This window comes from Bremerella cremea (genome assembly GCF_039541315.1).
GTDB classification, from domain to species: domain Bacteria; phylum Planctomycetota; class Planctomycetia; order Pirellulales; family Pirellulaceae; genus Bremerella; species Bremerella cremea.
The window spans coordinates 1,456,168-1,469,762 of the sequence record NZ_BAABFZ010000003.1; the positions used below are offsets into that span (position 1 = coordinate 1,456,168).

A 13,595-nucleotide genomic window follows, 5' to 3' on the forward strand; every position below is an offset into this window, starting at 1 on the left:
CCAAAAAGGAATTGATGCCATGACAATGCAATCCACCCGCCGCCATTTCCTCAGGGGACTCGGTTTGGCTGTGGCTTTGCCTGCGATGGAAAGCTTGATGCCGAACATCGCCCAGGCCGCCAGCAAGCCGGCAACCACCGCCGCTGGTGATCCGCTACGCTCTGCCTTTCTGTATGTGCCTAATGGCGTGAACGTCTCGAAGTGGTTCCCTGAAGGAACCGGCAGCCAGTACAAGCTGAACGAGACCATGCAGCCACTTCAGAACCTGCGAAGCGACTTCCAAGTCTTAAGCGGCCTGGCTCACACGCACGGCTTTGCCAATGGCGACGGCGCTGGCGACCATGCCCGTGCCCACTCGACCTTCTTGACCGGGGCTCGCCCGAAGAAGACCGCCGGGGCCGATATCCAGGTGGGCGTTTCGATCGACCAGGAAATGGCCAAGCACCTTGGCAGCTCGACCCGACTTCCATCGCTCGAACTTTCGTGCGACGGGGCCCGTAAATCGGGTGCTTGTGACTCCGGCTATTCGTGTGCCTACCAGTTCAATCTGTCGTGGCGTACCGAAAACACCCCGATGACCGCCGAGTCGAACCCACGTCTGGTGTTCGAACGTCTCTTCGGTCGTGGAACCGGTGACGAGCGTCAAAAGAACTTCGATCGCCGTATGTCGGAACGCCGCTCGGTGCTCGACTTCGTGATGACCGAAACGAAGTCGATGTCGTCGAAGCTTGGCCGCAACGACGTTCACAAGCTGGACGAATACCTGACCGGCGTTCGCGAAATTGAAAAGCGAATCGAAAACGCCGAACAGTTCCGTGACCTGCCGCAGGTCGAGATGGAAGCCCCGTCGGGCATCCCGAAGGATTACGCTCAGCACATCCGTTTGATGTTCGACCTGTTGGCCCTGTCGTTCCAGACCGACTCGACCCGTGTCGCTTCGTTCATGCTGGCTCACGACGGCAGCAATCGCAACTTCAAGGAAATTGGCGTGTCGGAAGGGCATCACAGCCTTTCGCATCACCAGAACAAGCCGGAAACGCTGGAGAAGATCGCCAAGGTCGACAAGTTCTATGTCAGCCATCTGGCCTACTTCCTCGAGAAGCTGAAGGGCTTGAAAGATCCTTCCGGTGCCTCGATCCTGGACAACTCGATGATTGTCTATGGTAGCGGACTGTGCGACGGCAACCGCCACAACCACGACAACCTGCCGCTGATCCTGGCTGGTAAGGGTGGCGGGGCGCTGCAGACCGATCGCCACATCCAGCTGGAAGCGAAACAGCGTACGCCAATGGCAAACCTGTTCGTGTCGATGATGGACAAGATGGGCATTCAAGATCCTGATTTCGGCGACTCGACCGGCTCGCTCGATATCATCTAAAAGCCGAACGCATCGAACTCGATGAATTCATAAGTGCCGCTGGCCCCGCTAGCGGCACTTTTTTTGTCGACCTTGGTCCTCAATCTGACGAATCGTCCCACATCGGCCTTGTAAATTTTGCAAAACAGTTGATAGACTCTCCCTCGCGCACCAAATACCTATGGGATGCGTAAAGGATCGACCGGCACCGATTGATGGCCGGTCTCTGATGCTTCTGCGACAAGGAGGTCGCGGTGCTCAACCGACGTCCACTCAAGCACAAATTGATGATTGGCAGCGGCCTGCTGCTGGGACTGGTTCTCGCCTTGTTCGCGGTTACCATCACCGGCGGTCTGTCGTACCGGCAAGTAGCGCGCGACATTAGTGCCCGCTCGGCCGAGCTTCCGCTGGCAATCGACTTCTCGCTGACGGTGACCGAGCTTCGTCACACGCTGAACCAGGCGAAACACTCGAAGCGGTTCGGCTTCCACGACACGCAGCTCGATCTGACCCTCATCCGCGAAGACTTCCGCACTAAGTTCCTCTCGGTGCAAGAAGCCCTCCGGCGTTACGAAGAGCAACTCAACCGCAGCTTTGCCGGCGACAGCGATATCGGCGACGACTCGGACGAACGAAACACAATCGGCGAGATACATGGCTCGCTGCACAAGCTGGACGACATCTACCAGAACGCCGACTGGTTCCTAAACGAGATCAAGAACGAAGAACTCTCCGGTGAAGTCGATCACCTGCACATGCTGGCTAAGAAGCTGCCTAGTTTTCTGATCGAAGACATGCAGCAGCTTAAAGATGAAGTCCGAGGCCAATACCGCCTTTGGATTTCCGCTTCAGCCGTGGTGATGGCGCTAACGGTCTTTGCGATTGTCTTCGCTGGCTATGCCAGTTGGCGCTGGCTGTTCAGTCCGCTTCGCACCCTGATGGATGGTTCGCGAAGGGTTGCCAACGGCGACTTCGATCACCGTATTCAACTCGATGGCCATGCCGAACTGGCGATCCTGGCGGATGCGATGAACGCCATGACGCACCGTTTCCAGGCGATCGAATCGAACCTGAACGATCAGGTTCAAGACCGCACACGCCAGGTCGTGCGGAGCGAACAACTTGCCAGCGTTGGCTTCCTGGCTGCGGGCGTCGCTCACGAAATCAACAACCCGCTCGCTTCGATTGCTTTCTGTGCCGAGTCGCTACGCTCGCGCATCAATGAAGGCATCGACGATTCGGATAACGAAACGACCCATTTCCGGGATTGCGACGTAACCGTATTGCAGACCTATCTCGGAATGATTGAGGAAGAGGCCTTTCGCTGCAAGGAGATTACCGAACGTTTGCTCGACTTCTCGCGTCTGGGAGATGTCGAGAAGACGGAAACTGACGTTCGCGATTTGGTGCAAGGCGTGATCGACATGGTCCGGCACCTGGGCAAGTATCGCGAAAAGAATTTGATCTTCGAGGACGACCAGGTCGCCCTCGCACCGGTCAACGGACCGGAAATCAAACAAGTGGTTCTTAACCTGATTACCAACGCACTCGACAGCATCGACCCAGGCGGAACCGTCCTGGTGAAGATCAGCGAAGATCGAGAGCAGGTCAAAGTCACGGTGAAAGATGACGGCTGTGGCATGACCGATGAAGTTCGTCGCCACTTGTTTGAACCGTTTTTTACCCGCCGCCGGGATGGCCAAGGGACAGGACTGGGGCTCTCCATTTCGTATCGTATCGTGAGCGATCACGGTGGTCAGATCGATGCATGGAGCGAAGGGCCAGGCCTCGGAAGTGAATTTAGTTTTACGCTGCCATGCAGGGAAGCAAGTAAGCGCAATGAGCGAAGACACCAAGCAGCCTGAATCGCTGAAGATTCTGTTTGCCGACGATGAGAAGTCTCTCCAGAAGCTGATGAGCCTAGAGCTCCCCCGGCTGGGACACACGGTCACGGTCTGCCCTGACGGCATTACCGCGATTGCTGCGCTGGAGAAAGAAGACTTCGACTGCATTCTCGTCGATCTCGATATGCCTGGCAAAAGCGGTATCGATGTGATCGAGAAGGCGAAGGAATTTTCGCCCGAGACCGAAGCCATCATCCTGACCGGCAAGTCGTCGACCGAGAGCGCGATCGCCGCGGTCCGCTTCAAAGTCTATGCCTATCTCACCAAGCCTTGCCGCTTGATGGAATTGAAGACCTTGCTGGAAGGGGTTGCCAAGAAGCGTGAGCAAGATCGCAAGATCAAGGCGCTCACCAGCCGGCTCGACCGCATCGAAGGCAAGTCGAAGCTGATCGGCGACTCGGGAGCGATGGAGATCGTTAACAAGATGATCGCCAAGGTCGCGCCGTCGAACTCGGCCGTGCTGATCCGTGGCGAAACGGGCACCGGTAAAGAACTGGTTGCCAAAGCCATTCACGATCAAAGCCTGCGGCATTCCCAGCCATTCGTGGCGGTTAACTGTGGGGCATTGCCTGAGAATCTGATCGAAAGTGAACTGTTCGGTCATCGCAAGGGCGCGTTCACCGGGGCGGAAGAGACCCGAATCGGTCTGTTCGAGGTCGCTCATGGTGGCTCGCTGTTTCTCGACGAAATCGGCGAGTTGCCCAAGTCGCTGCAAGCGAAGCTGTTGCGTGTACTCGAAACGGGCGAGATCCGCCGCGTGGGTGAAAACAGCTCGATCAAGGTCGATGTCCGAATCATCAGCGCGACCCACCGTCACCTGGAAGACATGGTTCGCGAAGGGGACTTCCGCGAAGACTTGATGTTCCGCATCAACACCTTCGAAATTCAGTTGCCGCCTCTGCGAGAACGCACCGAAGACATTCCACTTTTGGCCGAGCACATCAGTCGCCGGTTCTGGCCAACGATCCCGATGACGCATACCGTCTTCGCGACCGAAACCATCCATGCCTTGAAGTCGCACTCGTGGCCAGGAAATGTCCGCGAACTGGCGAACGTGGTCGAACATGCGACGATTTTGTGCGAAGAGCTGCCGATCCATCCGCAGCACTTGCCTCGCCGCTTCAACGAACAGGCCACCGTCGGTCCGCCACAACTACGAGCGGTCATGGGTCCGATGTCGCTTCGTGAACTGGAAATGCAAGCCATCCACGAGGCACTCGATCGGCACGAAGGTAACAAGCCACAAGCGGCCGAAGAACTCGGCATCAGCCTGAAGACGCTCTACAACAAGCTGAACCAGGCCACCGCCAGCGAGAAGTCGGCTTGAGCCGATCGCCAGATCTGTAAAAACTTCGAGGCCAGACGTGATTCACGCTGGCCTCGTTTGTTTTCTTGGCGATGATCCGCCCATCGATCGCGTTCAAGTCTCTTAGAACTTACGCACGACACCGATCACCACGCCCCGCACCTTGGCGTTCTTCACGTAGATTGGCTCCATCGTGCTGTTGGCAGGCTGCAAACGGATACGGTTCTTTTCGGGGAACCAATACTTGAGCGTCGCCTCGCCGTCGTCGGTTTCTGCCACGACGATATCGCCGGTCCGAGCCGAGTCTTGCTGCTTCACCACGACGTAGTCCCCGTCGTCGATGTGCGCTTCGGTCATCGAATCGCCTGAGACTTCCAGCACAAAGTGATCGTGGCGATTAAACATTGTGCCAAAGTCGACCCGATCGGTCTGGCTGATCGCTTCGTGCAGGACGCCTGCCGCGATCCGGCCTGCCAGTGGCAAACCGACTTCTTCTTCAACTTCGGCTCGCAGCTGGATGGCTCGCGACATGTTCTTTTCACGCGAGATAAGCCCTTTACGCTCCAGGGCTTTTAGATGACAGACCACGCCGTTGGGCGAGCTGATCTCGAACTGTTCGCCGATTTCCCGAACGGTAGGTCCGTAGCCGCGAGACTGGATCTTGTCGCGAATGAAGAGAAAGACGTCTTTTTGTCGCTTGGTGAGAGCATCGGTTGCCGACTGCGAACTTGCCATGTTCAGGGATCCTGATCCGTCGCGCTAATTCCCCTTCCAGCATGGAAAGGCGATGTCGGAATTAGAGCCTAGCCCCCCGCTGTACATATGTCAACTCCTATAAGGCGCACCGTCTGGCGATTTTTTTGCCACACCCCCAAACGTGACGTAGTGTTCAGTTGCCTTCTTCCCGTGAATCCGGGGCACCTTGCGCAATGGATTCCTCACGTCCCCCTTTTCTGGTCGATCCTTCCGCTCACAGGATAGGTGCCATGCTCCCCAAAATCGTATGCTTTCTTCGTTCGGAAGATGGCCCGACTTCGGTCGAATACGCCATCCTACTGGCGATGATCTTGATGGCCGTTATCGGCTCGATCACCTTCATTGGTACGCTTACCAAAGATAGCTTCAATTACTCGAAGACAGAAATCGAACGCACCTTCCCAGATCTGGGCGTCTAAGAAAAAAGGTGCCCCCGATTTCGCTCGAGGCCACCTCTATTTGATTCTCTGGTTCTAAACCAGGTTCGCTTACAAAGGCTGTCCATTCCAGCGAACGAACGCTTCCATCGCGAAGTACTCGGGCAGGCCAATCTTGTTGTAAGAATCTGCCGTACCCATGTTGCGGTCTTCGGCTCGCTCCCAGAACTCGCGTGGGTCGGTCCCGGGAAACAAGGCACTGTCCTTCTGACTTTCGTGCATGAAGATCGCCTGACGCTTCTTCAGCATGTCGGTTGGCGACAGCGGAACGCAGATCTCGATTTCGTGCAGCGGGTATTCCTGCCACGCTCCACGATACAGCAAAGCTTCCGGCCGGCTCCCCGTTTCCGCTTCGATCTCGAGCAGGGCGTTGAAGATCGCCATCGCACAAACGCGGTGCGTTCCGTGCGGATCGGACAGGTCGCCCGCGATGTAAACCTGTTCAGGCTGAACTTTCAGGATCAGCTCTTTTACGATCCGAACGTCCTCGGGGCCCAGAGGGTTCTTGGCTACCTTTCCGGTCTGATAGAACGGGAGATCAAGGAAGTGCAAATGTTCTTCCTGGCAGCCTGCCTTCAAGGCCCCGGCAATGGCTTCGCTGCGGCGAATCAAGCCTTTGATCGTCAACACGGCGTCGATGTCTGGCTCGCCAGGCGGCTTCGTTTTAAGCGACTCGGAAACCTGCTGTTCGACTTCGGCCGACTTCTGCTGGTCGATTCCGAACAAGCGGTTGTACTGCGTGACGAAATCGGCGAAACGCTGAGCATCGTGGTCAAATACCGCGATATTACCGCTGGTCATGTAAGCGACGTGGGCCTCGTGGCCATCGTCGACCAGGCGAATCAACGTGCCGCCCATGCTGATCACGTCGTCGTCCGGGTGCGGACTGAAGCAGATCGCTTTCTTCTTTTCTTTGCCGGCCGGATGGTACTCGATGGTATCCATCATCCAGCGGAACACACGGTGAGCCAGGCTTGGTGCCGGACCATGATGACGCAGCAACTGGTGCAAGTTGAACTTGCGGAAGTCGTCGTCGTCGAGCTTCAGCAATGCCTTACCGGTCTGTTCGCACAGCCAGAGCACGGCACGCTTGATCATCGTCTGGTCCCATTCGACCTGACCTTCGGTCCACGGCGTCGAGAACGCCGTCAACTTGCTGGCCGCTGCCGAGTCGACAAAGAACGACGTGTCGCGATGTTCCTGCAGGATGGTCGCCGGCACGCGATTCGAGATCGGACCTTCGATCGTTTCGCGAATGATCGAAGCCTTCCCTTGACCCAACGCCATTAGCAAGATCTTGCGTGCCTCGAGGATCGTACCGATCCCCATGGTGATGGCCTGGTGTGGGACGTTCTCTTCGTGGAAGAAGTCGGATGCAGCTCCCCGACGAGTGATCGGGTCGAGCGTGCAGAGTCGCGTGCGGCTGTTGCGGATACTGAAAGGCTCGTTAAAGCCGATGTGTCCGTTCGAGCCAATTCCCAGCAGCATCAGGTCGATGCCGCCTGCTTCGCGAATCTTGTTTTCGAAGTCTTCGCAATAGGCATCAACCTCGTCCAAGGGGATGGTGCCATCAGGGATGTGAATATTCTCCGACGGAATATTTACATGCTGAAAGAAAACCTCGTGCATCGTGCGGTGATAACTTTGCAGTTGGTCATGCTTCAAGCCGTAATACTCGTCCAGGTTGAAGGTAATGACGTTGGACAAGTCCAACCCTTCCTCCTGATGCATGCGAACCAGTTCTCGATAGACACCCATGGGTGTGGAACCGGTTGGAAGCCCGAGCACGGCCGTGGCTTTTTGAGCCTGTCGTTCGCGAATAATTGCGGCGACGATTTCAGCGACGTGGCGAGAGAGGGCTTCGCTGGTGGAAAAAACAGAGCAAGGTAGAGCGGTTGACTGGATCGACATCACAGGTCGATCAGCGGTTCGTTCAGTCATGATTCTCGTTGTTCAGGTTGTAGGAAAACGAAGGTGTCACCCCCGTTTGAGTAAAAATCTCGAACCGAATCGGCAAGTATGAACGATCGCGTCTGGGTTGAATAGGTAGCCCGTCACCGGCGAATCGGAATTTGATGCAAAAAAGCTACAATCCGCGGGACTTATTTAGGGAGACTCCTGGCGAAACCCCACTATATTTGAAGAAGTCGAAAAATTTCGTTTTTGCCTTGGCTCATCCCCTACTTCCAAGGCGACCGTTTCGGCTCAAGCCTTTTCACCAAAACGAGTTCCTCAAGCCCACCTCAAACTAATGCCGTGCGCCAATCGCTTTCTTTGCTTTGTTACCAGTTTTTTGGCCCTTTGGGTTGGACTGGGCGTTGTCTCGGCCGCTGAAACTCAGGCTCTCGAGGATCGACTTCAGATCCTGTTCCTGGGGGACAATGGCCATCACCAACCGGCGAAACGATTTGTCGAACTTCAGCCGGCGATGGAAGCCCGTGGAATCGATCTGAAGTACACCGATTCGCTGGCAGATATCACGCCAGAAACGCTTGCAAAATTTGACGGGTTGATGATCTACGCCAACACCGAGCGTATCGATCCGGCGACCGAAGCCGCCTTGATTCAGTATGTCGAAGATGGTCACGGCCTGATTCCGCTGCACTGTGCTTCGTACTGCTTCTTGAACTCGCCGAAATATATTGCCCTGGTGGGTGCCCAGTTCAAGAGCCACGGCACCGGGACTTTCCGCACCAAGATCGCCGAAGCGCAGCATCCGCTGATGAAGGGTTTTGAAGGGTTTGAAAGTTGGGACGAAACGTACGTCCATACCAAGCACAACGAAAAGAACCGCACCGTGCTCACCTATCGCATGGGTGATCACGAACAAGAGCCATGGACCTGGGTTCGCGAGCAAGGTAAAGGCCGCGTCTTCTATACCGCTTGGGGGCACGATCAACGTACTTGGACCAACCCTGGTTTCCAAAACTTGGTCGAGCGCGGCGTTCGCTGGGCTGTCGGTAGCGATCCAAGCGTTGTGCCTGCCTTCCCTCCGAAAGTCGAAGGACTGGTGACTGCCTTCGATCGTCCGATGGAAGTGCCGAAAGCCCAGAAGCCTAACACCGACGTTAAACCATTCGACTACGTTGACGTCGGTGCCAAGATTCCGAACTACACTGCTGGTGCCAACTGGGGCACGCAAGCCAAACCGCTGAACTTGATGCAGAAGCCATTGGCTCCTGAAGAATCGGAAAAGCATCTGGTGCTGCCAGAAGGTTTTGAAGCGAAGCTATTCGCTTCGGAAGAAATCTTCGACGGTGGCAAGCCGATCGCTATGACCTGGGACGCCAAGGGACGTCTCTGGATGTGCATGACGCTCGACTATCCGAACGAACTGCACACCTCCGGCCCAGGTCGCGACCGAATCGTCGTTTGTGAAGACACCGATGGCGACCTGAGAGCGGACAAGGTCACCACCTTCGCCGAGGGGCTCAGCATTCCGACTTCGATCGCCTTCCACGACGGTGGCGTGATCGTGCAGAACGGTCGCGAAACGCTGTGGCTGAAAGACACCAACGGCGACGACGTGGCCGACGAAAAGAAGGTAATGTTCACCGGCTGGAACATGCGTGACACTCACGGCGGTGTGAGCAACTTCCAGTATGGCCACGACAACTGGATCTGGGGCATGCAGGGCTACAACGACTCGCACCCTGTCGTGCAAGGAGTCGAACAGCCTGGCTTCCGCAACGGCTTCTTCCGCTTCAAGCCCGATGGCAGCAAGCTGGAATTCATTCGCTCGACCAACAACAATACCTGGGGCCTCGGCATCAGCGAAGAAGGTATCATCTTCGGTTCGACCGCCAACCACTGCCCTAGCGTCTACATGCCAATCCCGAACCGCTATTACGAAAAGGTTCGTGGCTGGACAGCTCGCCTGGTGTTGGACTCGATGGCCGATAGCCACAAGTTCGATCCAATCACCGACAAGGTGCGTCAGGTTGATCATCACGGCGGATACACGGCTGGTGCCGGTCACTCGCTGTATACGGCTCGTAACTATCCAGAACCATTCTGGAACCGCGTCGCGTTCGTTAACGGTCCGACAGGTCACTTGACCGGTGCGTTTGTTATCTCGCGAGATGGCAGCGGCTTCCATTCGACCAGTCCGTTCAACCTGGTTGCTTCGGACGACGAATGGACAGCTCCGATTCAAAGCGAAGTCGGCCCTGACGGCAACGTCTGGGTACTCGACTGGTACAACTACATCGTGCAGCACAACCCGACGCCGCATGGCTTCCAAACGGGCAAAGGTGCGGCGTACGAAACCGACCTGCGTGACAAGCGTCATGGTCGTATCTATCGCATTGTTTACACCGGCGAAGGTGCCCGTCCTGATCAGGCCTGGCAGAAAGACCTGACCAAGGCGAGCCCGGAAGAACTGGTCGCCACGCTGAAGAGCGATAACCTGTTGTGGCGTCGTCACGCTCAACAGATCCTGGTGGAACGTGCCAATCTAGATGTCGTGCCTGGCCTGATCGCCTTGCTGCAAGACGACACGATGGATGACATCGGCTTGAACGTCGGTGCAATCCATGCTCTGTGGACGCTCGATGGTCTGGGTGCGTTGGAAGATCCGAACAGCGATGCCGCCAAGGCTGTCTATGCTGCCCTGCAGCACACCGCCCCAGGCGTTCGTCGCAATGCCGTTCAGGTTCTGCCGAACGCCGACGAAAGCACCGCCGCGATCTTAAAGAGTGGCGTGCTGAACGATGTCGATCCTCAGGTTCGCCTGATGACGTTGCTCGCCCTGGCCGACTTGCCAGCCAGCGATGCCGCAGCCGCCGATATCCTGGCGATGATCTCGCTGCCTGAAAACACTCAGGACCGCTGGATTCCAGACGCCGCGACCTCGGCCTCGGCCAACCAGGGAGCCAGCTTCCTGAAGGCGGTCGCCAAAGCGGACAAGATCGCTCCGGAAACGCAGCGTCTGGTGGCGATTGTCACGGAACATTACGCCCGCGGTGGCCCGGTCGATTCGATCGCCGAGCTACTGCCTGCGGTCGATAAAGCCCAGCCAGAAGTTGCCGACGCGATTGTCAGCGGCCTGGCCAAGGGCTGGCCCAAAGATGCGAAGCCGCAAGTCACGGATCAACTGGACGAGTCGTTGGCCAGCCTCGCTCAGAAGCTGCCGAACTCGACCCGTGGTCAGTTGATTCGAATGGCGGTCAGCTGGGGCAGCGACCGCCTGACTTCGCAGCTTCAAGACCTGGTCGATAGCTCGCTCGAGAGCATCGAGTCAGGCGAACTGAACGCTCGTCAGACCCAGCAGTTGGCCAAGGAAATCATCGAGCTGAACGTGCAGATGGATCCACCGGTCGAAGCGGAACTGCTTAACACCGTTGGTCCTCAAACGTCGGCCGAAGTGACCCAGGCCATCCTGCTCGCTTTGAAGTCGAGCGAAAACGATTCGCTGGGTGAATACCTTCTGGATATTCTTCCGACGCTGACCCCATCGGGGCGCAAAGATGCCATCGGCGTGATGCTGGGACGGCCTGCTTGGACCAGCGACCTGCTGTCGGCCCTCGACAAAGGTTCGATCCAGTTGAACGAACTGGCACTCGATCAGCGTCAATCGCTGGCTCAACATCCTGACAAAGAACTGCGTAAGAAAGCCGAAGCGTTGTTCGCTCGCGGTGGTGCGTTGCCAAGTGCCGACCGCCAGAAGGTGATCAAGGAACTATGGGCCACCACCGAAGCCAAGGGGGATCCCGCCGCCGGCAAACTGGTCTTCAAGCGCGAATGCTCGAAGTGCCATATCCACAGCGGCGAAGGCTCGAAAATCGGTCCCGACCTGACCGGGATGGCCGTTCATCCGAAGTCGCAGTTGCTAACTGAAATCCTCGATCCAAACCGCAGCGTCGAATCGAACTACCGCACCTACATGGTCGCCACCCTAGACGGCCGCGTGCTGAGCGGTTTGCTCGCTTCGGAAAGCCGGACCGCGATCGAACTGGTCGACGCCGAAGGCAAGCAGCAATCGATCCTGCGGGAAGACATCGAAGAACTTCGTGGCACTCCGCAGTCGCTGATGCCGGTTGGTTTCGAGAAGCAGATTAAGCCGGAAGAGTTTGTCGACCTGCTCGCCTTCCTGACCAATCGGGGCAAGTTCGTGCCGATCTCGCTCGACAAGGTCGCCACGGCGGTCAGCACCGAGGGGATGTTCATCTCGAAGGATTCGCCAATTGAAACCTTGGCGTTCGATACCTGGGAACCGAAGACCTTCGAGGGAGTCCCGTTCCAGCTGATCGATCCTCAGGGAACGAGCAAGCCGAACGTGATCCTACTGAATGGTCCGTCCGGGTACCTGCCACCAAAGATGCCTAAGGGAGTCTCTCTGCCGTGCAACATGCCGGTCAAAGCGATCCATATCCTGGGTGGTGTCGCCGGCTGGGCCTCGCCTTACGGCGAAAAGGGTTCGACCTCGATGATCGTCCGGATCACGTACGAAGATGGCACGACCGAAGACCATCCACTGCGAAACGGCATCGAGATCGCGGACTATATCCGCCGGGTCGACGTGCCAGGGTCAAAGTTCGCCTTTGACCTGAATGGTCGCCAGGTCCGCTACCTGGCGGTGAGCCCGAAGGAAGCCAAACCGGTCAAATCAATCGATCTGGTGAAAGGAACCGACTCGACCGCCCCGGTCATCATGGCCGTGACCGTCGAAGCCGCTGAGTAACCTAAGTTGTTACTGTAGCGGATGTTTCAGCAAATCCCCCGTGGTCGATCGCTGGTCGCATGGGGGATTTTTCGTTCGCAAGATCCTTTGTCCGGCCAATCGCAGCCACAAGCCGCTTGGAATCTGTCATTGGGGGTTGCGATATCGGGTGAGCACCTATAAAATCTTGGGTTTCCACTCGGCAGAAATTTCAGGTTAAGGGCACCAGCGGCCTGTAAACCTCTGAGTCATATCGAGTTTGGCCGCGTCAGCATGCGGCTCAAAGTACGCCCGAAAGAGAATTATGAGACCAGCCAACCGCTCCAAAGCCCGCAAGCGTGCCAAGACCAAGGCCCGTGTATCCAAGAAGGATCCGATTTTCGTCGATGGCAAACGTCCACGTCCCATGTTTGTGGACTACAAGGACGTGGAGTTGCTGAAGAAGCTGACCAACCGCCATGGCCGCATCGTTGGTCGCCGTAAGAGCGGCTGCACCGCAGTGAGCCAGCACGCGGTTACCCAGGCGATCAAGCGTGCCCGCTTCATGGCACTGCTGGCCTACGTCAAGGACTAGTTCTCGGTACCGAGAACCCTTGCCAGGCCAATCAGCCACGGCTAACAAATCAAATAAGCCTGCTTTTTCACGAAAGCAGGCTTTTTCTATGCGCTTCCCCCATTGGCCTCGTATTGATTCACGCCTCGAACTGCCAACAATGGGGCAAGGAGTCCTTCATGTCGCAAACGTTTCAGACCACTCGCCGCGTCGAATTTCGAGATACCGACGCCGCCGGGATCGTGCACTTCTCGGCATTCCTCTTCTACATGGAACAGGTCGAGCACGAATTCCTACGTTCGCTGAGCCTCAGCGTCCATCACCCGCTGGATGAGTACTCGATGAGTTGGCCACGTGTTTCGGTCCACTGCGACTACAAAGGCCCCGCCAAGTTTGAAGAAGTGCTCGATGCCTCGTTGGCCGTTACCCGGCTCGGCTCGCGTAGCGTGACCTATCGCACCCGATTCCATCGCGACTCGGTCCTGCTGGCCGAAGGCTCGATCACGGCAGTCTGCTGCCAGGTTCAACCAGGACTGCCGCCCAAGAGCATGGACATTCCGGAGTGGTTCAAAGAGAAGCTGCTGCCGTTCGTCGACTCGTCTGCCTCCACTTAGAACTGAC

The 13,595-nt window shown here is 56.9% G+C and carries 9 protein-coding genes; 7 read left to right on the top strand and 2 right to left on the bottom strand.

Features of this window, described 5'->3' with window-relative positions; genetic code table 11:
* The first annotated feature begins 19 nt into the window (after nucleotides 1-19).
* The 3 genes from ABD890_RS08235 (at nucleotide 20) to ABD890_RS08245 (ending at nucleotide 4,588) form a co-directional block, all read left to right on the top strand.
* Complete coding sequence (locus ABD890_RS08235) at nucleotides 20-1,378, top strand: DUF1552 domain-containing protein (RefSeq protein WP_345087731.1); 1,359 nt, start codon at nucleotides 20-22, stop codon at nucleotides 1,376-1,378.
* 233 nt (nucleotides 1,379-1,611) lie between these two features.
* Nucleotides 1,612-3,222 carry a sensor histidine kinase gene (locus ABD890_RS08240; protein WP_345087733.1) on the top strand — a complete coding sequence of 537 codons (1,611 nt, stop codon included), beginning with the start codon at nucleotides 1,612-1,614 and terminating at the stop codon, nucleotides 3,220-3,222.
* A gap of 4 nt (nucleotides 3,223-3,226) precedes the next feature.
* The gene (locus ABD890_RS08245; protein ID WP_345090865.1) at nucleotides 3,227-4,588 is read left to right on the top strand and encodes a sigma-54-dependent transcriptional regulator; all 1,362 of its coding nucleotides are present in this window, start codon (nucleotides 3,227-3,229) and stop codon (nucleotides 4,586-4,588) included.
* Between the two features lie 102 nt (nucleotides 4,589-4,690).
* Here the strand turns inward: ABD890_RS08245 and lexA are convergent, their stop codons facing one another.
* A complete protein-coding gene (lexA, locus tag ABD890_RS08250; RefSeq protein WP_345087735.1) occupies nucleotides 4,691-5,302 on the bottom strand; it encodes a transcriptional repressor LexA in 612 nt (203 codons plus the stop codon).
* 251 nt (nucleotides 5,303-5,553) lie between these two features.
* On the opposite strand from lexA, the gene ABD890_RS08255 reads away from it, so the two are divergent.
* A complete protein-coding gene (locus ABD890_RS08255) occupies nucleotides 5,554-5,742 on the top strand; it encodes a Flp family type IVb pilin (protein ID WP_345087737.1) in 189 nt (62 codons plus the stop codon).
* Between the two features lie 69 nt (nucleotides 5,743-5,811).
* Here the strand turns inward: ABD890_RS08255 and nagB are convergent, their stop codons facing one another.
* Nucleotides 5,812-7,701 (bottom strand): glucosamine-6-phosphate deaminase, encoded by a 1,890-nt coding sequence (nagB, locus tag ABD890_RS08260; protein WP_345087739.1) that lies wholly within the window; start codon nucleotides 7,699-7,701, stop codon nucleotides 5,812-5,814.
* A gap of 310 nt (nucleotides 7,702-8,011) precedes the next feature.
* Between nagB and ABD890_RS08265 the strand changes: the two genes are divergently transcribed.
* The 3 genes from ABD890_RS08265 to ABD890_RS08275 all read left to right on the top strand — a co-directional run bounded on the left by ABD890_RS08265 (nucleotide 8,012) and on the right by ABD890_RS08275 (nucleotide 13,588).
* Complete coding sequence (locus ABD890_RS08265) at nucleotides 8,012-12,442, top strand: PVC-type heme-binding CxxCH protein (protein ID WP_425548470.1); 4,431 nt, start codon at nucleotides 8,012-8,014, stop codon at nucleotides 12,440-12,442.
* A 283-nt stretch (nucleotides 12,443-12,725) separates the two neighbouring features.
* A complete protein-coding gene (gene rpsR, locus ABD890_RS08270; RefSeq protein ID WP_105329446.1) occupies nucleotides 12,726-12,995 on the top strand; it encodes a 30S ribosomal protein S18 in 270 nt (89 codons plus the stop codon).
* 158 nt (nucleotides 12,996-13,153) lie between these two features.
* Nucleotides 13,154-13,588 carry an acyl-CoA thioesterase gene (locus tag ABD890_RS08275; RefSeq protein ID WP_345087746.1) on the top strand — a complete coding sequence of 145 codons (435 nt, stop codon included), beginning with the start codon at nucleotides 13,154-13,156 and terminating at the stop codon, nucleotides 13,586-13,588.
* Nucleotides 13,589-13,595: the final 7 nt, after the last annotated feature.